The 24942-nt window shown below is 68.0% G+C and carries 22 protein-coding genes; 16 read left to right on the top strand and 6 right to left on the bottom strand.

Annotated features, from left to right (window positions below):
- The first annotated feature begins 80 nt into the window (after positions 1 to 80).
- The 3 genes from AC2YG9_RS19205 (at position 81) to AC2YG9_RS19195 (ending at position 2188) form a co-directional block, all read left to right on the top strand.
- Entirely contained in the window at positions 81 to 551 is a 471-nt protein-coding gene (locus AC2YG9_RS19205) for a hypothetical protein (RefSeq protein WP_487299607.1), read from the top strand.
- 354 nt (positions 552 to 905) lie between these two features.
- Positions 906 to 1469 carry a sigma-70 family RNA polymerase sigma factor gene (locus AC2YG9_RS19200; protein WP_487299606.1) on the top strand — a complete coding sequence of 188 codons (564 nt, stop codon included), beginning with the start codon at positions 906 to 908 and terminating at the stop codon, positions 1467 to 1469.
- Positions 1466 to 2188, top strand: a complete 723-nt coding sequence (locus AC2YG9_RS19195) for an anti-sigma factor (RefSeq protein ID WP_487299605.1) — start codon at positions 1466 to 1468, stop codon at positions 2186 to 2188. Before AC2YG9_RS19200 ends, AC2YG9_RS19195 begins: the two co-directional genes overlap by 4 nt.
- Before the next feature lie 4 nt (positions 2189 to 2192).
- Here AC2YG9_RS19195 and AC2YG9_RS19190 read toward each other — a convergent pair whose 3' ends face one another.
- From AC2YG9_RS19190 to AC2YG9_RS19180, 3 genes are read right to left on the bottom strand one after another with little or no spacing between them, the layout of a single operon-like run.
- Positions 2193 to 3830, bottom strand: a complete 1638-nt coding sequence (locus tag AC2YG9_RS19190; protein ID WP_487299604.1) for a sulfatase-like hydrolase/transferase — start codon at positions 3828 to 3830, stop codon at positions 2193 to 2195.
- 12 nt (positions 3831 to 3842) lie between these two features.
- Complete coding sequence (locus AC2YG9_RS19185) at positions 3843 to 4916, bottom strand: MBL fold metallo-hydrolase (RefSeq protein ID WP_487299603.1); 1074 nt, start codon at positions 4914 to 4916, stop codon at positions 3843 to 3845.
- Positions 4913 to 6106 (bottom strand): DsbA family protein, encoded by a 1194-nt coding sequence (locus AC2YG9_RS19180; RefSeq protein WP_487299602.1) that lies wholly within the window; start codon positions 6104 to 6106, stop codon positions 4913 to 4915. Before AC2YG9_RS19180 ends, AC2YG9_RS19185 begins: the two co-directional genes overlap by 4 nt.
- 109 nt (positions 6107 to 6215) lie before the next feature.
- On the opposite strand from AC2YG9_RS19180, the gene AC2YG9_RS19175 reads away from it, so the two are divergent.
- The 9 genes from AC2YG9_RS19175 (at position 6216) to AC2YG9_RS19135 (ending at position 13787) form a co-directional block, all read left to right on the top strand.
- The gene (locus AC2YG9_RS19175) at positions 6216 to 7109 is read left to right on the top strand and encodes a haloalkane dehalogenase (RefSeq protein WP_487299601.1); all 894 of its coding nucleotides are present in this window, start codon (positions 6216 to 6218) and stop codon (positions 7107 to 7109) included.
- Positions 7106 to 7522: a DUF1330 domain-containing protein gene (locus AC2YG9_RS19170; protein ID WP_487299600.1), complete on the top strand. Its 417-nt coding sequence runs from the start codon at positions 7106 to 7108 to the stop codon at positions 7520 to 7522. The genes AC2YG9_RS19175 and AC2YG9_RS19170 overlap by 4 nt, the downstream gene beginning before the upstream one ends.
- A gap of 4 nt (positions 7523 to 7526) precedes the next feature.
- Complete coding sequence (locus AC2YG9_RS19165; RefSeq protein WP_487299599.1) at positions 7527 to 7934, top strand: hypothetical protein; 408 nt, start codon at positions 7527 to 7529, stop codon at positions 7932 to 7934.
- Complete coding sequence (locus AC2YG9_RS19160) at positions 7931 to 8566, top strand: TetR/AcrR family transcriptional regulator (protein ID WP_487299598.1); 636 nt, start codon at positions 7931 to 7933, stop codon at positions 8564 to 8566. Before AC2YG9_RS19165 ends, AC2YG9_RS19160 begins: the two co-directional genes overlap by 4 nt.
- The gene (locus AC2YG9_RS19155) at positions 8563 to 9522 is read left to right on the top strand and encodes a formylglycine-generating enzyme family protein (protein ID WP_487299597.1); all 960 of its coding nucleotides are present in this window, start codon (positions 8563 to 8565) and stop codon (positions 9520 to 9522) included. Before AC2YG9_RS19160 ends, AC2YG9_RS19155 begins: the two co-directional genes overlap by 4 nt.
- Positions 9519 to 10466 carry an NAD(P)H-dependent flavin oxidoreductase gene (locus AC2YG9_RS19150; RefSeq protein WP_487299596.1) on the top strand — a complete coding sequence of 316 codons (948 nt, stop codon included), beginning with the start codon at positions 9519 to 9521 and terminating at the stop codon, positions 10464 to 10466. Before AC2YG9_RS19155 ends, AC2YG9_RS19150 begins: the two co-directional genes overlap by 4 nt.
- Before the next feature lie 151 nt (positions 10467 to 10617).
- Positions 10618 to 11412, top strand: a complete 795-nt coding sequence (locus AC2YG9_RS19145; RefSeq protein WP_487299595.1) for a TrmH family RNA methyltransferase — start codon at positions 10618 to 10620, stop codon at positions 11410 to 11412.
- A 60-nt stretch (positions 11413 to 11472) separates the two neighbouring features.
- On the top strand, positions 11473 to 13572 hold the full coding sequence (locus tag AC2YG9_RS19140; RefSeq protein ID WP_487299594.1) for a catalase: 2100 nt from the start codon (positions 11473 to 11475) through the stop codon (positions 13570 to 13572).
- 50 nt (positions 13573 to 13622) lie between these two features.
- A complete protein-coding gene (locus AC2YG9_RS19135) occupies positions 13623 to 13787 on the top strand; it encodes a hypothetical protein (RefSeq protein ID WP_487299593.1) in 165 nt (54 codons plus the stop codon).
- A 223-nt stretch (positions 13788 to 14010) separates the two neighbouring features.
- Here AC2YG9_RS19135 and AC2YG9_RS19130 read toward each other — a convergent pair whose 3' ends face one another.
- Together AC2YG9_RS19130 and AC2YG9_RS19125 are read right to left on the bottom strand one after the other, a co-directional pair.
- A complete protein-coding gene (locus AC2YG9_RS19130) occupies positions 14011 to 14502 on the bottom strand; it encodes a DUF6702 family protein (protein WP_487299592.1) in 492 nt (163 codons plus the stop codon).
- 3 nt (positions 14503 to 14505) lie between these two features.
- The gene (locus tag AC2YG9_RS19125; protein ID WP_487299591.1) at positions 14506 to 16884 is read right to left on the bottom strand and encodes a M1 family metallopeptidase; all 2379 of its coding nucleotides are present in this window, start codon (positions 16882 to 16884) and stop codon (positions 14506 to 14508) included.
- Between the two features lie 834 nt (positions 16885 to 17718).
- Here AC2YG9_RS19125 and AC2YG9_RS19120 point away from each other — a divergent pair.
- Positions 17719 to 18129: a hypothetical protein gene (locus AC2YG9_RS19120; RefSeq protein ID WP_487299590.1), complete on the top strand. Its 411-nt coding sequence runs from the start codon at positions 17719 to 17721 to the stop codon at positions 18127 to 18129.
- An 80-nt stretch (positions 18130 to 18209) separates the two neighbouring features.
- Here the strand turns inward: AC2YG9_RS19120 and AC2YG9_RS19115 are convergent, their stop codons facing one another.
- Positions 18210 to 18842 (bottom strand): TetR/AcrR family transcriptional regulator, encoded by a 633-nt coding sequence (locus AC2YG9_RS19115; RefSeq protein WP_487299589.1) that lies wholly within the window; start codon positions 18840 to 18842, stop codon positions 18210 to 18212.
- A gap of 153 nt (positions 18843 to 18995) precedes the next feature.
- On the opposite strand from AC2YG9_RS19115, the gene AC2YG9_RS19110 reads away from it, so the two are divergent.
- Genes AC2YG9_RS19110 through AC2YG9_RS19100 form a run of 3 tightly spaced genes read left to right on the top strand, consistent with a single transcriptional unit; the run spans position 18996 to position 24748 of the window.
- Positions 18996 to 20198 carry an efflux RND transporter periplasmic adaptor subunit gene (locus AC2YG9_RS19110; RefSeq protein WP_487299588.1) on the top strand — a complete coding sequence of 401 codons (1203 nt, stop codon included), beginning with the start codon at positions 18996 to 18998 and terminating at the stop codon, positions 20196 to 20198.
- A gap of 12 nt (positions 20199 to 20210) precedes the next feature.
- Positions 20211 to 23354 carry an efflux RND transporter permease subunit gene (locus AC2YG9_RS19105; RefSeq protein ID WP_487299587.1) on the top strand — a complete coding sequence of 1048 codons (3144 nt, stop codon included), beginning with the start codon at positions 20211 to 20213 and terminating at the stop codon, positions 23352 to 23354.
- Positions 23351 to 24748 carry an efflux transporter outer membrane subunit gene (locus AC2YG9_RS19100; RefSeq protein ID WP_487299586.1) on the top strand — a complete coding sequence of 466 codons (1398 nt, stop codon included), beginning with the start codon at positions 23351 to 23353 and terminating at the stop codon, positions 24746 to 24748. Before AC2YG9_RS19105 ends, AC2YG9_RS19100 begins: the two co-directional genes overlap by 4 nt.
- Positions 24749 to 24942 lie beyond the last annotated feature (194 nt).

Here is a 24942-nt window from a genome sequence, read left to right as displayed (position 1 = left end):
CGGTTAGCGAAAAATAAATGTCGTGACCCGGGCGGAGCCTTCCGCGCAGGATAGATCGTTGAATTTCTTCAAGGACTCCCATGGCTCTGACCTTCATCCGGGCCCGTCGGCCGGACACGGCCTTCACGGCGGCCGTCACCTTCCTCGCCGCCCAGAAGCCGTTCGACCGCATGCCGCTGGGCCCGGTCATCGCCACGGTGTCGGGCGCCATCCAACGCGGCCACTACGTTCTGGCGGTCGAGGGCGGCCGGACCGTCGTCGGCCTGACCTGCTGGGCGTTGACCGACCATGACACCGCCCTGGCCTGGAGCCGGGGTGAGGCTCAGCCGACCTTCGAACAGACGCTTGGCGGCGATACGGTGATGATGATGATGGGCGGGGGCGATGGGCCGGGCGTGGCCCTTGGCGGACTGCGCCATATCGGCGACCGCTATCCTGGACAGCGCTATGTGATGAACCGCTTCGACCGCGACCGCCCGAGCGTCGGTCGTTTCCCGCCCGCCCGCGAGGGCGTCTCGGCCCCGGACGATGAGACCGCTTTCGGCGAGTGATCCTGGAGGAGGGCGGACGGGACCGGCCGGTCGTCGGGGGGGAGTGTGGCCGGCCCCGCCCTGGCGGCGCCTTGGAGCAGGTACGCGCCCCGACCTCGAAAGGCCGTGACACCGCGTTGTTGGGAAGGCCGTCTGCTGGACCGGCTTGCTCTCCCCACCCATAGCTACGCAGCAACGCTTTGACCGGATTTGGGGCGAAGCGAAAAAAACTTCCGCAAATCCGAAACCCAGGTTGGGCCGTATCTCCAGTTCATGAGTTACGTCGCCAGCCCGATGAGCCATGGCCGTGTCGCTTCCACAAGGAGCGGCGCCGCCGCTGTGTCGGACCAGCGACGCCGCACCTTGGGGAGGGGCATGACAACTGATCTGGACCGCGAGCGCCTGAAACGGACGCTCGCCAATGTCGCGGCGGGGGACAGGGCCGCAATGGCCGAGCTGTACCGCGCTACGTCCGCCAAGCTGTTCGGCGTCTGCCTGCGCATCGTCCGCGACGACGCCGAGGCCGAGGAGGTGCTGCAGGAGGTCTATCTGACCGTCTGGAAACGGGCAGGCGCCTACGACCCCGACAAGGCCAGCGCCATCACCTGGCTGGCCGCCATCGCTCGCAACCGCGCCATCGACCGCCTGCGCGCCTCGGGCGCGCGGGTCGTGCGCAGTTCCGGCCCGATCGAAGCGGCGATGGAGCTGCCCGACAGCGCCCCGGACGCCGAAAGCCAGCTGTCCTTCAGTGAGGACAGCCGTCGGCTGAACCGCTGCCTCGACGGCCTGGCGCCCGACCACGCCGGCCTGATCCGCCGCGCCTTCTTCGGCGGCCTGTCCTACAGCGACCTGGCCGAGGCGGCCGGAAAGCCGCTCGGCACGGTCAAGACCTGGATCCGCAAGGGTTTGATGAATTTGAAGGTTTGCCTCGAGTCATGAGCGCTCCCGCCCCCACCCACCCCCAGGACTTGCGGGCCGCCGAATACGCCCTTGGCGTCCTTGAAGGCGCCGCCCTGGCCGATGCCCAGGCCCTGACGCAGAGCGATGCGGCCTTCGCCGGCGCGGTCGAGACCTGGGAACTGCGGCTCGCCGCCCTGGCCGACTACCTGCCCGAGGTGCGCCCGCCCGAGCGAGTTTGGGAGGCCATCTGGGTGAAGCTTGGCCCGCACGCCGCCAACGACAACGGCCGTTGGTGGAACAGCATCGACGTCTGGCGCGGCCTGACGGCGGCGTCCGTCGCCGTCGGCGCCATCGCTATCGGCATGCTGGTCGCCCCGAACCCGGCGCTGGACGTGAAGCAGCCACCGCCATCCGTCACCGCTGCCGCGCCCTGGACCGCGGTCGTCGCCGTGCCGGATGGCGGGCCGAAGCTGGCCGCCATCACCGTCGACACCGATCTCAAACGCATCGTGGTCACGCCCCTCGCCCTGACCGAGGCCGAGGCCAAGTCCCTCGAGCTGTGGGTCGTGCCTGGCGACGGCTCGGCGCCGAAGTCGCTGGGCCTGGTGAAGGCTGGAGGCGCGACGGTGCTGAACGCCGCGCTGCCGGTTGATGCCAAGGGGGCGGCCCTGGCCATCTCCCTTGAACCGGCCGGCGGCTCGCCGACCGGGGCGCCGACCGGACCGATCCTGGGCGTGGGAGCGCTCGCGACCAGCTAGCGCCCTAGTTCGCCCACATCACGTATTCGCCCTTCAGGTTCCGCTCCTTGTTGAGCGGCTGGTCGATGAAGAAGGGAGCCTCGACCAGGGCCGGCCACAGGGGCTTGCCGGCGCGCCGGTCCTGTTCGTCCAGCAGGGCGGTCAGCCGTGCCAGCTGGGCCGGGTCCGAGGCCGACAGGTTATTCTGCTCGGTCGGATCGACGGCCAGGTTGAACAGCCAGGCCATCTTCGGGCGCTCGGACAGCTGCAGCTTCCAGTTCCCGTCGATCACCGCCCGATAGTGGCCCGAGCGGAAAAACAGCGGACGCTCCGGCGGCTTGGCCGACAGCAGGCTGATCAGGTCCACCCCGTCCACGTTGGCGCCAACCGGCGCCCCGGCCGCATGGGCGGCGGTGGCGAAGATGTCGATGTGCATGGCCCGGTTCGGCGAGACGCTGCCGGGCTCGACACGGCCGGGCCACTTCATGAAGAAGGGCACGTTGACCCCGCCCTCGAAGAAGGTCGCCTTCCAGCCGCGGAAGGGTTTGTTGATGTCGCGCAGGCCGATGTAGTTGGCCCCGCCGTTGTCGCTGGTGAAGATGACGATGGTGTTCTCGGCCAGGCCCTGCTTCTCCAGCGCGGCCAGCACCTTGCCGACGTTGCGGTCCAGGGACCGGATCATCGCCCCGTAGACCCGGGTGGTGTGGTCGGGGATGTCCTTCAGCGCCTCATAGTCTTCCTTGGTCGCCTGCAGCGGCGTGTGCGGGGCGTTGAAAGCCAGGTACATGAAGAAAGGCCGGCCGGCGTTGGCGTCGATGGCCTTGACCGCCTCGTCGCCGAAATAGTCGGTGACATAGCCCTTGGGCTCGAACGGCTTGCCGCCGTTCCAGCGCACCGAATAGGGCAGGTTGGGCCACAGGTATTTGTCGATCGGATCGAACTCCTGCTTCGAGTTGACGACGTTCGGATCGCCCGGTTTCAGGAACATGCCCGCGCCGGACAGGATGGCCAGGCTGTCGTCGAAGCCCTGGCCATTGGGCTGCATGGCCGGGGCTTCGCCCAGGTGCCATTTGCCGATGTGCAGGGTGCGGTAGCCCTTGGCCTTCAGCGCCTCGGCGATGGTGGTTTCGCCGGCGGGAACGCCCATCTTCTCGACCGGCGGCATCTCCTTGGCGCGGTCGGCGTAGAACACCGGCTTGATCGGCCCGTCGCCCATGTGGGTGACTTCGCGGGCGAAGCTCTTGGGCACGGCGGTGAATTCGAAGCCGAAGCGGTTGGGGTAGCGGCCGGTCATCATCGCCGCCCGCGAGGGCGAGCAGGTGGCGTTGGCCGCATAGCCGTTGGCGAAACGCACGCCGGTCTTCGCGATGCTGTCGATGTGAGGGGTCGGCACCTTGCCGGCGACGCCCGTGCCCGTGGCGGTGGTGTCGTTGATCCCCAGGTCGTCGGCGACGATCAGGATGATGTTCGGCGGCCGCTGGCCGGTCGGGACCGCCGCCGGCGCCGGACCGCGCGCCCAGGTCACCTCCTGGTTCGGCCCGATCGGCTGTTTGATCCGGCCGATGATGCCCGGCAGGTAGATCTTGAAGTGCTGGAAGCCGACATATCCGCCGACCAGCACGACGGCGAGGGCGGCGAGGCCGACCAGGGTGCGCGTTTTCATCTCTTCTCCCCCTTACCCGCGGCCAAGCCGCTTGCGTTCGATCTTGTCCGACCCGGCCGGCAGGCTGATCAGGTCACGGTCCCGGGCCAGCCACAACGGCCCGCCGTAGAGTTTGCGCGCCTCGCCGACGAACGGCACGTCGAGCCCGGGCAGCGGCAAGGGCGGCACCAGGTGGGTCAGCAGCACGGCCTTCACTCCGGCCGCCTTGGCCTCGCGGGCCACGTCCTCGGGACTGGCGTGATAGTCGATGATGTCGCCCAGGATCTTGGCCCGGTTCGGGTTGCCGGCGTCCAGCGCCGCTTTCTGCAGGCGGCGGACCATCGTCGGTTGCAGGGCGTCATGGATCAGCAGGTCGGCGCCCTTGGCGTTGGCGGTCAGCCTGGCGTCGGCCGCGGTGTCGCCACTGACCACCAGGCTGCGGCCCTTGTATTCGAAGCGGTAGCCGATGGCAGGCTCCACCGGCCCGTGATTGACCCGGAAGGCGGTGACCTTAAGCCCGCCATCGTTCAGCACCACGACGCTACTCTGGCCTTCGGGCATGACGAAGGCCTGGGCCGCGAAGCCGCCGCCGGACGGCGGGGCGACGGCGGCGCCGTGGTGTCCGGTGCGGTAGCTGTTGTCGGCGGCATAGGCTTCGTTGAAGCCGGCGGCGAGGCGTTCGACGCCGGGCGGACCGACCAGCAGCAGGGGCTTGGTCGCCGCACTGCCGACCCAGCGCTGCAGGGCCACGGCGCTGAGGCCGTCGATGTGGTCGGAGTGAAAGTGGGTCAGGAACAACCGGTCGATCCGCCCGGCCGGAACCCCGCCGGCGCTCAGGACCTCGGCGGCGCCCTCGCCGGCGTCGACCAGGAACACCCGCTGGCCGGCGATGACGGTCAGGCAGGGCCCGGCCCGCGTGCGGTCGGGCAGCGGCGAGCCGGAGCCGCAGACGAAGGCGTGCAGGCCGTCCGGCAGGCCGGCGACCGCGTCGCCCGCCATGTTGGCCGCCACGGCCCGGTCGCTGATCTTCAGGGCGATGGGGCCCCGGAACAGCCAGGCGCCGCCCAGCAAGGCGAGAACGACAACTGTTGCGATGATCCGCTTCATGCCGCGGCTTCCTTGGCCAGAGTGATGAGGTCCTGTTCGACCGCCCACAGACGATCCTGGCCCCAGTGGCCGGGCAGGTCGGCGACCCGGAACGACGGCACGCCCCAGAGGCCAAGCTCGAGCATCTCCAGCCGGTTGGCCTCGGCCTTGTCCCGCCAGGCCTCGTCGGCCAGACCGGCGGCGACGTCGTCCTTCGTCAGGCCAGCCCGCTCGGCCATGGTCCACAGGCCCTCGTCGGTGGTGGCGTCGATGGCTTCGGAGAAGGCCCCGGCCAGGAAGGACTCGGCGAAGGCCATGCCCTTGCCCAGCGCCATGGCCCGGCCCAGCACCCCCATGCCGCGCTCGACGCCCAGCCCAACCGGATCGACCATACGGCCGAAGGCGATGCCCTGGCGCATGGCTTCGCGCCAGCAATCGCGGACGATGTAGACCTGCTTCTCGCGCGGCACCGGCAGGCCGCGCATGACCATCGGCAGGACCGGGCGCAGCCGCAGGGTCGCGCCATGCCGCTCGGCCAGCTCGCGCACCCGACGGGCGGCCAGCCAGGTGTAGGGGCTGCGGAAAGAGCAGAAGAAGTCGAGCGTCACCGGGCTGCGCAGCTCGGGCGCGGCGCCCTCCTGCATCAGGCGAGCGACGGGCCTGGCGGCGGGCCGACGGTGGGCGGCCAACTGATCCTCCAGATAGTGCAGGCGGTCGGGACCCCAGAACCACATCTCGCCATGGTGGAAGGTGGCGCCGAGGTAATGGCCCAGTTCCAGGCGGCGGGCCTCGCCGGCCTCGAGGGCGTCGGCAGCGGGGGCCAGCGGGAAACGCTCAAGCGCGCGGTCGTCTCCCGACCAAAGGGCCTCGCCGATGGCCAGGGCCTGGGCGGCGAAATCGTGATCGCCGAGAGCAGCGGCCAGTGCCTGCTCGGCCAGCGCCGTCTGATCGTCGGTTGGCTGCTTTGCGTCCTCGGGCAGGGACAGCCCGTGCGCCTGCGCCAAACGCGCCGCGTCGCGCAGGCTCCAGCCGGCCAGCCGCTCACGATCGGGCGCTGCGCTGTCGATGGGCGGCGGAACCAGGAAGACCTCGAGCGCCACGTCATAGGCGGCGGCCAGGCGCGGCAACAGCTGCACCGCCAGATGGCTGTAGGGGTCATCCGCCTGGTGGAAATAGCGGACCACGCCGCCGGCCGGCTCGCCTTCTGACACCCTGCTGCTCCCGACTTGCGTTCGAGTGGCTTGACGCCCTCGAAACTATTGGCACAAATAATGCCAAATTAATCGACGCCGTCAAGGCGGACAGGAGATGGTTGCGATCATGCAGGTGTTGAGGACGCCGGACGAACGGTTTGAGGGGCTCAAGGACTACGCCTTCGCGCCGCACTATCTGATCACGACGGATGGCCTGCGCCTGGCCTATGTCGACGAGGGTCCGCAGGACGCCGCGCCGGTCCTGCTGATGCACGGCGAGCCCAGCTGGTCCTACCTATACCGGCACATAATCCCGCGCCTGTCGGGCAAGCATCGCGTGCTGGCGCCGGACCTGATCGGCTTTGGCCGCTCCGACAAGCTGGCCGACAAGGCTGACTATTCCTACGAGAAGCACGTCGCCTGGATGAGTGACTGGCTGACCGGCCTGGACCTCAAGGACATCACCCTCTTCTGCCAGGACTGGGGCGGCCTGATCGGCCTGCGGCTGGTCGCGGCCTTTCCGGAGCGATTCGCCCGGGTGATCGTCGCCAACACCGGCCTGCCGACCGGTTCGGGAATGAGTGAGGGCTTCGACCGTTGGCTGGAAATCAGCCAATCGATGCCGGTCTTCCCGGCCGGCGCCTTCGTCAACATGGGCTCGGGCCGCACCCTCAGCGACGAGGAGATAGCCGCCTACGACGCGCCCTATCCGGACGAATCCTACAAGGTCATGGCCCGGATCTTCCCGACCCTCGTGCCGATCACGCCGAAGCACGCTTCGGTGGCCGAAAACCTGGCGGCGTGGAAGGTGCTCGAATCTTTCGACAAACCCTTCCTGACCGCCTTCAGCGACGGCGACCCCGTCACCCGCGGCGGCGAGCGGCCGTTCCAGGAGCGGGTGCCCGGGGCCAAGGGCCAGCCGCATGTCACCATCGAGGGTGGCGGCCATTTCCTGCAGGAAGACAAACCAGAAGAGATCGCCGCGCTGATCGAGCGCTTCATTGGGGGAAACCAGTCATGAACGTCGAGAACCATGTGATGCCCCGTCAGGAACAGCTGATGGGCCTCTTGAGCCTGGGCGGCGATCAGCCGATCCAGATGCTCAACCTGCTGAAATTCCACGACATCGCCCAGTACGATGACCCCTCCGAACCCCAGATCAGCGGCCGCGAGGCCTACATGCGCTACGGTGCGCCGATGAGCGCTCTGGTCGCCTCCAAGGGGGGGCGGATCATCTTCTCAAGCACGATCGACCATCTGGTGATCGGCGAGGTCGGCGAGCTGTGGGACGTCGCCGCCATCATGGAATACCCCAGCCGCGCCGCCTTCGTGGAGATCGCCACCTCGCCAGAGGTCGCCGCCATGGGCGTCCATCGCAAGGCCGGCCTCAAGGGCCAGCTGCTGATCCAGTGCAGCCCGGCTCCGGAAGTCTAGGGCGATGAACCCGTCGCGGATCACCCTGGCGGCGCTGGCCCTGCTCGGCCTGTTCAACCTGGTCCGCGGCGGCCTGCACGCCTTTCTGCCGGACAGCGGGGCAGGGGCCATCGCCCAGTTCGACCTCAGCCAGGGCGGCCAGACCATCATTTTCCTGTTGGCCGCGACCGGGGCCGGACAGATGGGGGCCGGCCTCATCGACCTGGTGGTCGCCGCCCGCTACCGCGCCTTCGCCGTGCCGCTGCTGGGTATCGAGGCCGCGAAGACGGCGCTGGCCATGGTCATTGCCTTCGTCTCCAAACCGCCGCCGCATGAGATTCCCGGCCGGGCAGGGATGATGCTCACCCTCTCGCTGCTGCTCCTGACCCTGGCCTGGGAGTTCGGCCGCCGGATGCGGCGCGGGCCGGCATGAACACGGACGCTGGACTTCAGACGCCGGCGGCGGCAATTGCGGAGGCCATGGCCGCCAACCCTCCCATCGCCAGAGACGGTCGACACTTGCGGGCCGAGGCCAGCCGGGCGCGCATTGTCGCCGCGATGCTGGAGCTGATCCGCGACGGAAATCCCGCCCCCTCCGCCGAGGCCGTGGCCGAGCGGGCCGGTGTCGGCCTGCGCACGGTGTTCCGGCTGTTCAACGATATGGACAGCCTCTACCGCGAGATGCACGCCATGATGCTGGCCCGGCTGGCCCCCATCGCCGCCGAGCCGGTGGTCGGCGACACCTGGCAGCTGCGCCTGCGCAACCTGATCCACCGCCGGGTCCGCCTGTTCGAGGAGATGATGCCCTTCCAGGTCGCCGCCGACGCCCAACGCGCCCGCTCGCCCTTTCTAAACAAGGCCCACGAAAGCCTGGTCCGCCTGCAGCGCAGCATGGCCACGGCCCTGCTGCCCGACGAGGTCAAGGCCGACCCGGAGCTGATCGAAATGATGGACCTGCTGATGAGCTTCGACAGCTGGCGGCGTCTGCGCCTCGACCAGCACCTCACGCCCGAGCAGGCCGAATCCATCATCGCCGGCCTGGTCGAAAAGGTGCTGCGCCCGTGAGACGCCTGGCGGTCCTGGTGCTGGCCGGCCTCCTGCTGACGGCCTGCGGGCCGAAGGCGAAGGTCGCCGCCACGGAACCGGTCTGCGCCCCGCAGCCGACCGGGGAGGTCGCCCTCAAGGGCGGAACCTTCACCTTGGGCGCCGGCGCCATGCACGACGACGAGGGGCCCAGGCGCACGGTCACCGTCGGCCCCTTTTCCATCGACCGCACCGAGGTGACCAATGCCCAGTTCGCCGAGTTTGTGACCGCCACCGGCTACGTCACCCTCTCCGAGCGCGATCCCGATCCGGCCCTTTATCCCGGCGTGCCCAAAGAGCAGTTGAAGCCGTCGTCCCTGGTCTTCGTCGGCAATGAGGAGGGGCTGGGCGACGGCAACCCGGCCCGCTGGTGGCGGATCATCGACGGCGCCAGCTGGAAGCATCCCCGGGGACCGGGCAGCGACCTGAAGGGGCGCGAGCGCTATCCGGTCGTCCACATCGCCTATGACGACGCCCTGGCCTACGCCCGGTGGAAGGGCCGCGACTTGCCGACCGAGGCGGAATGGGAGTTCGCCGCCCGGGCCGGCCATGCGGACTCGAAATACGAATGGGGCGATGCGCCGCTCGACGGGCAGAAGCCGCAGGCCAACACCTGGCAGGGGGTGTTCCCGGCCATCGATACGGCCGAGGACGGCTACAAGGCCCGGGCCGCGCCGGTCGGCTGCTTCCCGCCCAGCGCCTACGGCCTGTCGGACATGTCGGGCAACGTCTGGGAATGGACCAAGGACCGCTACCGGGACGGGTCGCGGCTGATCAAGGGCGGCTCCTTCCTCTGCGCCGACAACTTCTGCCTCCGCTACCGCCCGGCCGCCCGCCAGCCGGGGCCGCCCGACACCGGCCAGAGCCACCTTGGCTTCCGCACCGTCAAACGCGGGACAAGCGGGCAAAGGGAAACGCCCCCAAAGGAGCGAAAATGATCAAGAACCGCATCACCGACATGCTCGGGGTCCAGTACCCCATCGTCCAGGCGCCGATGGGCTGGATCGCCCGCGCCCAGCTGGCCTCGGCGGTGTCCAACGCCGGCGCCATGGGCATCATCGAGACCTCCTCGGGCCAGCTCGACGAGGTCCGGGCCGAGATCGGCAAGATGCGCCAGCTGACCGACAAGCCGTTCGGGGTGAACGTCGCCCAGGCCTTCGTGCGCGATCCGGGCATCGTCCAGTTCGTCATCGACCAGGGGGTGAAGTTCGTCTCCACCTCGGCCGGCGACCCGGCCAAATACTGTGGCCAGCTGAAGGAGGCGGGCCTGACCGTCTTCCACGTCGTCCCCTCGCTGAGCGCGGCCCTGAAGGCCATCGAGGCCGGGGTCGACGGGCTGATCGTCGAGGGCGGCGAGGGCGGTGGCTTCAAGAACCCGCGCGACGTGGCGACCATGGTCCTGCTGCCGCTGGTCTGTTCGAAGGTCGACGTGCCGATCATCGCCGCCGGCGGCATCACCGATGGCCGCACCATGGCCGCCGCCTTCGCCCTCGGGGCCGAGGGTGTGCAGATGGGCACCCGCATGGTCTCGGCCGCCGAGTCGCCGGTGCATGAGAACTGGAAGACCGCCATCGTCGAGGCCAAGGAGACCGACACCGTCTTCCTCAACCGCTTCGGGCCGGGACCGGCGCTGCGGGCCCTGCGCACGGCCAAGACCACCGAGTACGAGAAGGCCTCGCCGGAGGGCGGTGTCATGGCCGAGTTCGGCAACGCCCTGAAGCTCTACTTCGGCGGTGACATGGAGGCCTCCATTGCGCTGTCGGGGCAGGTGGCGGGGCGGATCGACAGCGTCCGGCCGGTGGCCGACATCATCGCCGACACAGTGCGCGAGTTCGAAGAGGTGACGGCCGACCTGGGCAGGCGCTACGGGGTGACCGCTTAATTCCGTCATCCCGGAAGCCGCGCAGCGGCTATCCGGGACCCAGGGGGGGCAAGGGCGCCCGTCCAGCCTCTTCCAACGATGGCGGCCACCGCCCCTGGGTCCCGGCTCTGCGCTTCGCTCCGGCCGGGATGACGGGTAGAGGGGGCGGGCGATGCTAGTCCCCATCACCGATCCCGCCGACCCCCGCGTCGAGCCTTACCGCGACATCCGCGAGCGCGACCTCGTCGGCCGCCAGGGGCTGTTCGTGGCCGAGGGGGAGGTGGTGCTGAACCTGCTGGTGCGCTCGACCCGGTTCGAGGCGGTGTCGGTGTTGATCGATCCCCGTCGGCGGGACAAACTCGCTCCAACCCTTGATCTCCTGCCCGCTGCCACCCCGGTCTACCTCGTCGACCAGGCCGTGCTCGACGCCATCGCCGGCTTCCATATGCACCGGGGCATCCTGGCCATAGGGCAGCGGCGTGATCCGCCCTCGGCTCAGGCTCTGCTCGCCGGGCTGCCCCAGCAGGCGCTGGTGCTGGCCCTGGTCGGCATCGCCAATCACGACAACATGGGCGGCCTGTTCCGCAACGCCGCCGCCTTCGGGGTGGATGCGGTGATCCTGGACGCCGGTTGCTGCGATCCTCTCTACCGCAAGGCCATCCGCGTCTCGGTCGGCGGGGTGCTGACCACACCCTTCGCGCGGCTGGCCGAGGGCGAGGACCTGATCGGCCTCCTCGAGGGGGCCAGGCTGCAGCCGATTGCGCTCAGCCCGGCCGGACAGACCGTGCTGGCCCGCCTGCCGGTCCCGCCGCGCGCCGCCTTGCTGGCCGGGGCAGAAGGGCCGGGGCTGCCGGACGCGGTGCTGGCCCGCTGCGCGACGGTCAGCATTCCGATGGCGGCCGGCTTCGACTCGCTCAACGTCGCCACCAGCGTCGGCATCGCCCTGCACCATCTGCGGAACGGCTAGGAACGTCCGCACGCTCCCGCCGTTGGGTTGCCAGCAGTAACCCCGGGGCGGAGCGTACCCATGGCCGACAACTCAAGTTTCAAGACTGATCGCGGGACGGGCGGGGAAACCCACCAGCATGTCCCCAAGACCGCCGACCACGACGCCGTCGATCACCTGACCACCAACCAGGGCATCCGCGTCTCCGACAACCAGAACCAGCTGAAGAGCGGCGAGCGCGGCCCGGTCCTGCTGGAAGATTTCGTTCTGCGGGAGAAGATCTTCCATTTCGACCATGAGCGCATTCCCGAGCGCATCGTCCATGCCCGGGGCTCGGCGGCGCACGGCTTCTTCGAGCTCTACGAATCCCTGTCCGACATCACCAAGGCCGACCTGTTCCAGCGGGCCGGCGAGAAGACGCCGCTGTTCACCCGTTTCTCCACCGTCGCAGGTGGGGCCGGCTCGGTCGACACGCCGCGCGACGTGCGCGGCTTCGCGGTCAAGTTCTACACCCAGGAAGGCAACTGGGATCTGGTGGGCAACAACATCCCGGTCTTCTTCATCCAGGACGCCATGAAGTTCCCGGACCTCGTCCACTCGGTGAAGATGGAGGCCGACCGGGGCTTTCCGCAGGCCGCCAGCGCCCATGACACCTTCTGGGACTTCATCAGCCTGATGCCGGAATCGACCCACATGATCATGTGGGCGATGTCCGACCGGACCATCCCCCGCTCCCTGCGCACGATCCAGGGCTTCGGCGTCCACACCTACCGGCTGGTCAACGCCAAGGGCGCCTCGACCTTCGTCAAGTTCCACTGGAAGCCCAAGCAGGGCCTGCAGTCGACGGTCTGGGACGAGGCGGTGAAGATCGCCGGCGCCGATCCGGACTTCCACCGCCGCGACCTGTTCGAGGCCATCACCTCGGGCGACTTCCCCGAGTGGGAACTGGGCATCCAGGCCTTCGACCAGAAGTTTGCCGATAGCCTGCCCTTCGATGTCCTCGACCCGACCAAGATCATCCCGGAGGAGTTGCTGCCAGTCCGGCCGATCGGCCGGATGGTGCTGGACCGCTGGCCGGACAACTTCTTCGCCGAGACCGAGCAGGTCGCCTACTGCCCGGGCAACATCGTGCCCGGCGTCGACTTCACCAACGACCCGCTGCTGCAGGGTCGGCTGTTCAGCTACCTCGACACCCAGAAGAGCCGCCTGGGCACGGCCAACTTCCACCAGATCCCGATCAACGCGCCCAAATGCCCGGTGATGAACTTCCAGCGCGACGGCCAGATGCAGATGCTCCAGCCCAAGGGCCGGGCCAACTACGAGCCCAACTCCCTGGCCGAGTTCGGCGAGGTCGGTGGGCCGCGCGAATGCCCGGTGGAGGGCTTCACCACCGTCCCGAAGGGCGAGGCCAGCGAGCAGGGCGACAAGCTGCGCATCCGTCCCGAAAGCTTCGCCGACCACTACAGCCAGGCCCGGCTGTTCTTCCGCTCGCTCGACGTCCCGGAGCAGGCCCACCTGGCCTCGGCCCTGGTGTTCGAGCTGTCCAAGGTCGAAATCGCCGCCATCCGCACCCGCATGCTGGGCAACCTGGTCAACGTCGACCCGGACCTGGCCAAGCGGGTCGCGGCCGGCCTCAACATGCCGCTGCCCAAGGCCAGCGCGACCGCCGCGCCGGTGCTGGACATGGACCTGTCGCCGGCCCTGCGGATCATCAGCGGTCCGCTGGAGTTCCACACCCTCGAGGGCCGCAAGGTCGGTGTCCTCGTGGCTGACGGCTCCGATGCCGCCGAGGTCACGGCGGTGACCAAGGCTGTCGCCAAGGCCGGCGGCAAGGCGATGATCATCGCGCCCAGGATCGGCGGCGCGAAGCTGTCCGATGGCTCCTTGCTGCCGGCGGACGGCCAGCTGGCCGGCACGCCGTCGGTGATGGTCGACGCCATCGCCGTGGTCCTGTCCGAAGCCGGTTGCGCGGCCCTGCTCAAGGAGGCGGCGGCCGTGCAGTTCGTCATGGACGCCTTCGGCCACCTGAAGGCCATTGGTTACTCCGAAGCGGCCAAGCCCCTGCTGGACAAGGCCGGGGTGGAGCCGGACGAGGGCGTTACCGGCCTGGGCGAGGACTTCATCGCCGCCGGCGGCAAGCGCTTCTGGGACCGTGAGCCCCACGTGCGCACCCTGGCCTGATCGTGAGCGCGCGGCCGGAACCTGATGGGGCCGGCCGCCGTTAGCGCAGAATGCTGAAACTCGCCGGGCTCTTCCTGTTCGTCGCCATCATCGCTGGCATCCTGGGCTTCGTCGTCGACGTCGCCGGGGGGCTGGCGAAGATCGCCTTCTTCATCTGCCTGATCGGCTTTGCCGGCACCGTGGCGGTGAAGTGGATGAAGCAGAAGACCGGGTAGCGGGATGACGTCAGCATAGCATCTGGCGTCGGACAATTAAACAAGTAAAATCAACGCCCTAAGTCCACCCTGGGGTCCGCTTAAGGCTGCGTTTCATGTGGCCTTATGGGGCGGAATGACCACCCGAAAGCCACCCGGGGCCACCCTGCATTGGCGGGTTGGTTCAGGGCGTCCGGAAGGGGTGAAATGGATATGTCTAGACATATTCATCAAGCCGCCAGGCTCAGTCGAACATCGCCGTCTGGGCGCCGACGCCGGGGCGGAAGAGCAGGGTGCGGGTCACCTTGCCGACGCGGACGTTGACCTGGAATTCCGGCAGATCGGCATCGATCTGCGGCAAGAGGTCGGCCTCGACGACGACCGACTTCACCGGCGTTTTCACCCGCCCCTTGAACACAAGGGCTAGTTCGTCGCCCTCGGCCTCGCGGGTCTCGAAGCGCAGGGTCTCGCCGTTGACGGTGAAGTGGTTCTCGATGTGGGCGACGAAGGCTTCCATGGCGATGTCGTTGTCGAGGCTGGACTGTTCGTCCGGCGCGATGATGGCCAGGGCCGGTTCGGCGTCATGGGCGGCCATGCGGTGGGTGACAGTGACCTCGCCGGTGATCTGATCGATGACCACCACCGACAGGGTGGCGTGGCCGCGATGGGCCAGCGCCGCTCCAGCGCCGGCCAGGGCCAGCAGCATCACAGACAGGGCGATCCATAGACGCCGCACCGGCTAGTCCTTCTTCGGGGCCGGCCTGGTGGCCAGGCCGTCGGGCGAGACCTGCAGGCCCATGTCCTTCATGCGGTTGTTCTCCGGATCGTCGGAGGCCGGCTTGAAGGTCAGCGGGGTGATGGCGCGCGGGAAGGCGTTATTGGCGACATCGGCGTCGGCGGTCTCCCAACTTGGATCAATCAACGCGCTCTTGAGGGTTTTCGGCGTCACGAACTGCCAGGTCACCTGGCGGCTGTTCTTGCGCCAGACCTCGGCCGGGATGCGCACGGTCTGGGTCGTGCCGTCGGTGAACTCCATCTTCAGGATCACCGGCATCACCAGGCCGCCGAGGTTGCTGAAGGTGAAGTGGTAGAAGTTGTCGGTGACGGCCAGCGCCTCCCGGTCCTCGGGGTCCAGCCGGGCGAGGGCGTCCTTCGACTTCTTGCGGTCGGCCTCGGTGACGGTGAACTCGGTCGTGGTGTCGTAGAGGTCCCGCACATTGGGATCGAGCTCGACCACCGTCGGATCGGTGTTGCGCAGGTTGGTCAGGCCGATCGGGTCCTGCTTGGCCCGCTCCTGCTTCAGCGCCTTCTCTCGCACCGGATCCAGCGTATCGACCCGCGCCTGGACGATCTTGTCGAGCGAGATGTCGACATGGTCGGTGCTGTAGAACCAGCCGCGCCAGAACCAGTCCAGATCGACCCCTGAGGCCTCTTCCATGGTGCGGAAGAAGTCGTAGGGCGTCGGGCGTTTGAAGCGCCAGCGGCGGGCGTATTCCTTGAAGCTGTAGTCGAACAGCTCGCGGCCGAGCACCGTCTCGCGCAGGACGACCAGGGCGGCGGCCGGCTTGCCATAGCTGTTGGAGCCGAACTGCAGAAGGCTGTCGGACTGCACCATGATCGGCACCTGGTCCCTGGAGACCATGTATTCGACGATGGTGCGCGGCTCGCCCCGGCGGCTGGGGAACTTCTCGTCCCAGCGCTGCTGGGCCTGGAACTGCAGGAAGGTGTTCAGCCCCTCGTCCATCCAGGTCCACTGGCGCTCGTCGCTGTTGACGATCATCGGGAACCAGTTGTGGCCGACCTCGTGGATGACCACGCCGATCAGGCCGTACTTGGCCCGCTCGGTATAGGTCAGGGCGCCGGTCTTCTTGTCCTTGATCGGACGCGGACCGTTGAAGGTGATCATCGGATATTCCATCCCGCCGACCGGCCCGTTGACGGACTGCGAGGTCGGATAGGGATAGGGGAAGGCGAACTCGCCATAGACCTTGATGGTGTGGACGATGGCCTTGGTCGAATAGGCGTCCCACAGGGGCCGCGCCTCCTTCGGGTAGAAGCTCATGGCCATGACCAGGGGCTGGTCGGCGTAATCCTGCTTCACCCCCTGGGCGTCCCAGATGAACTTGCGGCTGGAGGCGAAGGCGAAGTCGCGGACGTTTTCGGCCTTGAACCGCCAGGTCTTGGTGGTGGTCGCGCGGCCCTTTTCAGCGGCGGCCGCCTCGGCCGGGGTGACGATGTAGATCGGCTCGGAGGCCGTCTTGGCCTTCTCGAAGCGAGCCTGCTGGGCGGCGGTCAGCACCTCGCCCGGGTTCTGCAGTTCGCCGGTCGAGGAGATGACGTGGTCGGCCGGGACGGTCAGGCTGACGTCGTAGTCGCCGAACTCGAGGGTGAACTCGCCGCCGCCGAGGAAGGCCTTGTTGTGCCAGCCCTCATAGTCCGAATAGACGGCCAGGCGGGGGAACCACTGCGAGCCCAGGAACAGGCAATTGCCGTCCTCGTCCGGCTTGGTGAAGCACTCATAGCCGCCACGGCCGCCGATCACCCGGGTCTCGATCAGCGGGACGGTCCATTCCATGGCGAACTTGAAGCTCTCGCCGCTCTTCAGCGGCGTCGGCAGCTCGATGCGCATCAGGCTGTCGACGACGGTGAACGTCAGGGGCGTCCCGTCGGCGGTGGTGACCTTGAGGTTGGAGAAGCCGCCTTCCCAGCTCTGGAAGCGCTTGGCGCGGCGGATGGCGTCGTAGGACATCGTGCCCGAGCCGGAGACGGTGGTGCTCAGCTCCGACAGGCTGTCGCGCTTGAACCGGTTCTGGTCGAGCAGCAGCCACAGATAGCGCATCTCGTCCGGCGAATTGTTGGCGTAGGTCACCGTGCCCGAGCCGCGGATCGTCCGCGCCGGCTCGTCGAGGGTGGCGGCCAGCCTGTAGTCCACCTTCTGCTGCCAGTAGCGGTAGCCCGGGGCGCCGGCGGCGTTGCGGTAGTCGGTTGGGGTGGGCCAGTCCTCGCCTTCCAGCTGGCGGAACTTGTCCTCGAAGGGCGCCTTGGTCTGGCGCAGAGGGTCGGCATGGGCCGCGCCGGCGAACGCCAGCAGGCCGAGAACGAGCACGAACAGACGCAACGGAATGATCCCTGAACAGCCCGAGCCCGGACGGGCTCAAAATGCAAAGTTGGACTCTCGAAGAGAGACCGGCCCGTGGCTGTTCTAGGGGGAGGGGGGCAGGCTGTCCCCGTCATGGAGCCAGATGACAGAAGTTTAATGCAGAAAAGGCGGCCCCTCGGGACCGCCTTCGCCGCCTCTGATGATCCGCGCGGGACGCAATGTCCCGGAGGCGCCGCGGAGGGCCCCACGCCCCGGCGACCAGGATCTGGCCGCCGTTCACGCGCACTATCGGGCCTAAAACCGGCCGACTCAATTGCGGGGAGCGCCTGGCCGGCCGATTTGGGGTCTTGTGTGGTATCGCCACAACGAGGCGCCGGGCGGGCGCGCGTAAACGAAAAAGCCCCATTGCCGCCCTAATCCGAGCAAGTCACGGCCACACCCCCCGACCATTGTCCCTATGTCGGCTGATCGGCCCCGGTCCGGATCCTGAACAGCCCCCCCAGCCCCCCGCATCGGAAGCTAGGTCAGCCGACACCTTCTCCCCCCTTACAATTTGATGATCTTGGCGCTGCTGTCGCGCGCCACCGCCCATCATCCTGGGCCATTCGACATACAGGCCTTCCCCCAAAATCCGCTCATCCCGGCATTCGCCGGGATGAGCGGTAGGGAATGGGGAGCAAATGTCGATGGGACCCAGGTTTGTGCCTGGGATGACGGACCGGGACCGCGCACCCGTTCATCTGGCTGAACGCCAGACAACAAACGTCTCAGGTTCGTTTCAGGACTGAAATGTTGAACTCCATCTCAGCGTTGTCACCCCGGCAGCGCGACCAAGCAGATGGAGAGTACCCCATGAAGAAGATGCTGATGGCGGTCGCGGCTGTTGCGACCCTTGGAACCGCTGCGGCGGCCATGCCGGCCGCGGCCCAACCCTATGGCGGTGGCTACGGTGGCGGCGGCCTGTACGGCGGCGGCTATGGCGGCGGCCACGGCGGCGGCTCGATCGACGCCCGCCAGGACCAGATCCAGCAACGCATCGCCCGCGCCGAGCGCAACGGCCGCCTGAACCACCGCGAAGCGCGCCGCCTGCGTGAGCAGCTGTGGGAAATCAAGCGGATCGAAGCCCGCTATCGCTACGATCGCCACCTGAGCCGCTGGGAACGGGCCGACCTCGACCAGCGCCTCGACCGGCTGGCCTTCCGGGTCCGGCAGGAAGTGCGCGATGACGACTACGGCTATGGCGGCGGCTACCGCCGCTACTAAGGCCCAACCCATGGGCCGCCGTCAGCCCTGATGACGGCTCCTGATGACACTGCCTTGGCCCCGGAGGTTCGCCTCCGGGGTCATTTTTCTTTGGGGCAGGGGTGATGCGGCGGCAGGTCGACGCCAAGAATCTGGGCCATCACCTTCTTCAGCACCGGCTCCAGCCGGGCCGGATCGATATTGCTGTTGATCGAGCGCGAGGCCATGCCGTCGAACATCATGCCGACCAGCTCGGCGCGCAGTTCGGTCTCCTCCTCGCTCCAGCCCTTGCGCCGGATGCGCTGGCGGAACTGGACCGTCATTTCGTGCTCCTGCTCATCGCGGTTGTGCAGGATGGCGGCGACCTTGGGGTTGCGCGCGGCCTCGGCCAGCACCTCGAGCATCAGGGCGGCCCGCTCACGGTCCCAGAACTTGTCGATGGCCCCGGCGCAGTTCTCGACCATGTACTGGGCCATGTCGCCCGGGGTCTCGTAGAACTCGGCGAACTTCTCGCGCTTGTCGGCCAGGTCCTGTTCGACGATGGCCTCGATGATCGCTTCCTTGTTTTCGAAGTAGCGGTAGATCTGGCCGACGCTCAGGTTCGCCGTCCTGGCGATCTCCTGCATGCTGGCCCCGTGAAATCCTGAACGCCGGAAACAGGCCGCCGCGGCGTCCTGGATCTGCTGGCGGCGCTCCTCGACGGAGGGGCGGGAAGGGGCGGGGGCGTCGATCATGTGTTCCTTGCTCTAACGCTATGCACCGGTTTGCGGTCCGCGACAAAATCGCCGGGTCGCAGGTTGACTTGAGGTCATCCCCTATCTAGGTATGCCTGAACTGAGAATGAACGTTCATTCTCACATTTGTGTGTAATCAACAAGGCCTCCCCCATGCGTCAGTTCTCCCCGCGAGACGCCCGTCCGCGCACCCCTATCTCGTCGATTCAGGCGGGCGCCGTGGCGCTCGGCCTCGCCGCCCTGGCCCTTGCGGGGTGTGACGACGGGGCGGCCAACGCCCAGTCCGGCTTCGGCGGGCCGGCCAGCGTCGGCGTCCAGGTGGCCAAGACCGAGCCGGTCACCCTGACCACCGAACTGCAGGGCCGCACGAGCGCCGTGCTGGTCTCGGAAGTCCGGCCGCAGGTCGGCGGCATCATCAAGAGCCGCCACTTCGTCGAGGGCGGCATGGTCCGCGCCGGCCAGCTGCTCTACCAGATCGACCCGGCCACCTATCAGGCCGCCTACGACAGCGCCCGGGCGGGTCTCGCCCAGGCTGAAGCGGCCCGCGATTCGGCCCGGCTGAAGGCCGAGCGCTACGGCGCGCTGGCCGCGACGGGCGCGGTCAGCAAGCAGGACAATGACGACGCCCAGTCAGCCTTCAAACAGGCGCAGGCGAACGTCGCCTTCCAGAAGGCGGCTGTCGATTCCGCCCGCATCAATCTGGGCTTCACCCGCGTCACCGCCCCGATCAGCGGCCGCATCGGCAAGTCCTCGGTCACCCCCGGCGCCCTGGTCACCGCCAGCCAGGTCGCGCCCCTGGCCACCGTCCAGAAGCTGGACGCGGTCTATGTCGACCTCAACCAGTCCTCCACCGACCTGCTGAAACTGCGGGCCCGCTTCTCCAGCGGCCAACTCGATCAGGCCGGCACGGCGGCGGTCAAACTGATCCTCGAGGACGGCAGTGAGTATCCGATCGAGGGGCGCCTGGCCTTCTCCGACGTCACGGTCGACGCCGGCACCGGCTCAATCGGCCTGCGGGCGGTGTTCGCCAACCCGGACGGCCAGCTGCTGCCCGGCATGTACGTCCGCGCCCGCCTGACCACCGGCGTCGCCACCGACGCCATCCTGGTGCCCCAGACCGCCGTGACCCGCGACGCCAAGGGCGCCGCCAGCGTCCTGGTCGTCGGCCCGGGCAACAAGGCCGTCACCCGCCAGGTCACCGCCGACCAGACCAAGGGCGACCGCTGGGTGATCACCGCCGGCTTGAAGCCCGGCGATCAGGTCATCGTCGAGGGCCTGCAGTCGGTGAGACCGGGTGGTGACGTCGCTGTCGCGGCGCCGGGCCAGCGCCCGGCCACCGTCGCCGGCAAGCGCTAGGATTCACCCAGAATGCTGTCGCGCTTTTTCATCGAACGCCCGATCTTTGCCTGGGTGCTGGCCATTATCGTCATGCTGGCCGGCGCTCTTTCCATCATGAACCTGCCGGTCGCGCAGTACCCGTCCATCGCCCTGCCGCAGGTGTCGATCAGCGCCAACTATCCCGGCGCCTCGGCCAAGACGGTCGAGGACAGCGTCACCCAGATCGTCGAACAGCGCATGAAGGGCCTTGATGGCCTGCTGTACATGAGCTCGACCAGTGACGGCTCCGGCGCCGCCAACACCACCCTGACCTTCAAGGCCGGGACCGACCCGGACATCGCCCAGGTCCAGGTGCAGAACAAGCTGTCGGCGGCCACGGCGCTGTTGCCCACCGAGGTGCAGCAGCAGGGGCTGACCGTGTCGAAGGCGGCCCGCAACTTCATGATGGTCGTCGGCCTCTATTCGCCGGACGGAAGCAAGACCAGCACCGACCTTGGCGACTACGCCGCCGCCAACCTGGTCGACGCCATCAGCCGCGTCGACGGGGTCGGGGAGGTCCAGCTGTTCGGCTCGCAATACGCCATGCGCATCTGGCTCGACCCGGTGAAGATGGCCGCCGTCGGCATCACCCCGGCCGATGTCTCCGCCGCCGTGCGGGCCCAGAACGCTCAGGTTTCCGCCGGCCAGATCGGCGGCCCGCCGACCGCGGAGGGCGCATCGCTCAACGCCACCATCACCGCCCAGTCGCGCCTCAACACGCCTGAAGAGTTCCGCCAGATCATCGTCAAATCCAGCGCTGACGGTTCCGCCGTCCGCCTGCAGGACGTTGCCCGGGTCGAGCTCGGCGCCGACAGCTACCTGTCGTCCTCGCGGTTCAACGGCAAGCCGGCCGCCGGTTTCGCCATCCGCCTGGCCACCGGGGCCAACGCCCTGGACACCGCCGAGCGGGTCAACAAGGAGCTCGAGATCCAGGCCAAGTCGTTCCCTGAAGGCATCAGCTACGCCATCGGCTACGACACCTCGCCCTTCGTGAAGAAGTCGATCGAGGAGGTCATCAAGACCCTGGCCGAGGCCATGGTCCTGGTCTTCATCGTCATGTTCGTCTTCCTGCAGAACTGGCGCGCCACCCTGATCCCGGCCATCGCCGTGCCTATCGTCCTTCTGGGGACCATGGGCGTGCTGTTCGCCCTCGGCTACTCGATCAACACCCTGACGATGTTCGCCCTGGTACTGGCCATCGGCCTCTTGGTCGATGACGCCATCGTCGTGGTCGAGAACGTCGAGCGGCTGATGAGCGAGGAAGGCCTAAGTCCAAAGGAAGCGACCAAGAAGTCGATGGGCGAGATCACCGGCGCCCTGATCGGCATCGCCGCCGTGCTCAGCGCCGTGTTCGTGCCGATGGCCTTCTTTGGCGGGTCGCAGGGCGTCATCTACCGCCAGTTCTCGGTCACCCTGGTCACCGCCATGGCCCTGTCGGTGCTGGTCGCCCTGGTCCTGACCCCGGCCCTGTGCGCGACGCTGCTCAAGCCGGTCAAGCCTGGCCACGCCTATACGGACAAGGGCGCGTTCGGCTGGTTCAACCGCAACTTCAACAAGGGCCGCGACTGGTACGCCCGCTTCGTCGGCACGATGTTCGGCAAGAGCGTCCGGTACCTGGCCATCTTCGCCGGCATCCTGGTGGTCATGGGCATCCTGTTCGTCCGCCTGCCCTCCAGCTTCCTGCCGCCTGAGGACCAGGGGATCATGATGGTCCAGGTCCAGCTGCCGGCCGGTTCGACCCAGGACCAGACCCTGGCCACCCTGCGCAAGGTCGAGAACCACTTCCTGGTTGATGAGAAGGACAGTGTGCAGTCGATCTTCACGGTCGCCGGCTTCAGCTTCTCCGGCGCCGGCCAGAACGCCGGCATCGGCTTCATCCGCCTGAAACCCTTCGAGGAACGGTCGGCCGCCAGGTTGCGCGCACCGGCCATCACCGAGCGGGCCATGGGCGCCTTCGGCCAGGTGCGCGAGGCGATGATCTTCGCCCTGACCCCGCCGGCGGTGCCGGAACTGGGCACCTCCTCCGGCTTCGACCTGCAGCTGAAGGACGTCGGCGGCGTCGGCCATGACGCTCTGCTCGCCGCCCGTGGCCAGCTGCTCGGCATGGCCGCCCAGGATCCCAACCTGACGGGCGTTCGCCCCAACGGCCAGGACGACACCTCGCAGCTGAAGCTGACCGTCGACCAGGCCAAGGCCCAGGCGCTCGGCCTGTCGATCAGCGACATCAACACCACCATCTCCAGCGTGCTGGGCGGCTCCTACATCAACGACTTCGTCGATCGTGGCCGGGTCAAGCGCGTCTACATGCAGTCGGACGCGCCCTACCGCAGCCGCCCTGAGGACCTCAGCCAGATCCAGCTGCGCAACAACGCCGGCCAGATGGTGCCCCTGACCGCCGTGGCCCAGACCAGCTGGACCCACGGGCCCTCGCGGCTGGAGCGCTACAACGGCGTCTCGTCGATGAACATCCAGGGCTCGGCCGCCCCCGGCAAAAGCTCGGGCGACGCCATGAAGGCCATGGAAGGCATCATCGCCAAGCTGCCGGCCGGCATCGGCTACGAATGGTCGGGGCTGTCATTGCAGGAGCAGGAGTCGGGCGGCCAGGCGCCGATGCTCTATGGCCTCTCGATCCTGGTCGTCTTCCTGTTGCTGGCCGCCCTCTACGAGAGCTGGACCATCCCGGTCGCCGTCATCCTGGCCATCCCGCTGGGCGTGCTCGGCGCGGTGCTGGCCACGACAGTGCGGGGCCTGAGCAACGACATCTACTTCCAGGTCGGGCTGCTGACGACCATGGGGCTGGCGGCCAAGAACGCCATCCTGATCGTCGAGTTCGCCAGGGAAGCGCAGGCGAGGGGGTCATCCCTCATCGACGCCACCCTGGAGGCCGTCCGCATCCGCCTGCGGCCGATCCTGATGACCAGCTTCGCCTTCATGTTCGGCGTCCTGCCGCTGGCCATCTCCAACGGGGCCGGTTCCGGCGCCCAGAACGCGGTCGGCACCGGCGTCATCGGCGGCCTGATCGCGGCGGTCGTGCTCGGCCTGATCTTCGTGCCGCTGTTCTACGTGCTGGTGCAGCGGTTCTTCACACGCAAGCCGAAGGCGCAAGCGCCGTCGCTGGAAGGAGGCGCCGAATGAAACGCGCCCTGATCGCCGGCCTGTTGATGGCCACTACCGTCCTTTCGGCCTGCGCCTCCATGGCGCCGGCCTATGACAAGCCCGCCCTACCGGTCGCCCAGGCCTGGCCGGGCGCCGCCGACCAGGCCGGCAACGCCGCCGACCTTGCCTGGAAGGACGTCTACCGGGACGCCCGCCTGCAGGGGGTCATCCAGCTGGCCCTCGACCAGAACCGCGACCTGCGCGTCGCCGTGCTGAACATCGAGCGGGCCCGGGCGCAGTACCGCGTTCAGCGGTCGGCTTCCCTGCCGGGCCTCGACGCCGGGATCAGCGGTTCCCGCAGCCGGACTCCGGCTGAGGTGGCCGGGACCCCGTCCGCCGTGGAGTCGGAGTCCTGGAGCGCCAGCCTCGGGGTCACCGCCTATGAGGTCGATCTGTTCGGCCGGGTGCGCAGCCTCAACGCCGCCGCCCTGCAGAGCTACCTGGCGACGGCCGAGACCCGCCGCGCGGTGCAGATCAGCCTGATCGCCGAGACCGCCACCGCCTGGATCACGCTGGCCGCCGACCAGGATCTGCTGACCGTCTCCGAAGGCACGCTGAAGTCCGCCGAGGCCTCCCTGGCCCTGACCCGCAAGCGCCAGGAAGGCGGGGCCGCCAACCTGTTGGAGGTGCGTCAGGCCGAGACCCTGGCGGAACAGGCGAGGGGCGATCTCGCCGCCGCCCAGGCCCAGGTCGCCCGCGACCGCAACGCCCTGACCCTGCTGGCCGGGGCTGAGGTTCCCGTGGGTCTGCTGCCCAGCGGCGATCTGCAGCATCTGGCCATCCGCCACGACCTGCCGGCCGGGACGCCGTCGGACCTGCTGAACCGCCGGCCAGATATCATGGCCGCCGAGCACAGCCTGAAGGGCATGAACGCCAACATCGGCGCCGCCCGCGCGGCCTTCTTCCCGCGCATCACCCTGACCGCCGGCGCCGGCTCTGCCAGCACCGAACTGTCGGGCCTGTTCGGTGGTGGATCGGGGGCCTGGAGCTTCGCTCCGCAGATCTCGCTGCCGATCTTCGACGGCGGGGCCAATGCGGCAAATCTCAGGGTTGCAAAGGTGGATCGCGAGGTTGCACTCGCCCAATACGAGAAGACGGTGCAGACCGCCTTCCGCGAAGTCGCCGACGGCCTGGCCACACAGACGACGCTCAATAGGCGACTCGATGCCGCCGCTCGCCTTTTGGTCGCCGCGCAGGATGCCGAGCGGCTTTCAAGAATCCGCTACGAACAGGGGATAGATAGCTATCTGGTCTTGCTAGATGCACAGAGAACCAGATACAGCGCTGAGAAGGCACTGGTTGCGCTATGGCTTGTGAGGGCGCAAACTTCTGCCACACTGTACAAGGCGTTGGGGGGCGGAGCGACAGCCTGAACTGACAACGATATTCGAATCCTGCCTGGGTCCCCCCCAATCCGATCCGGGCAGGCGTCACGGCGCATCCCCCCGCGCCTGACAAAAGAAGGGGCGCACCACCCCCCCGGTGCGCCCCTTCGCCTTGTCTGGACCCCCGTTTCCATCGGCGAGCGACACCGGACCTAACCGGGAGTTGTTCTCACTCTGTCGCC

Source organism: Caulobacter sp. SRI_014 (genome assembly GCF_057586315.1).
Note: the sequence above shows the minus strand (reverse complement) of the source record. Positions and strands in the feature narration are given on the sequence as shown.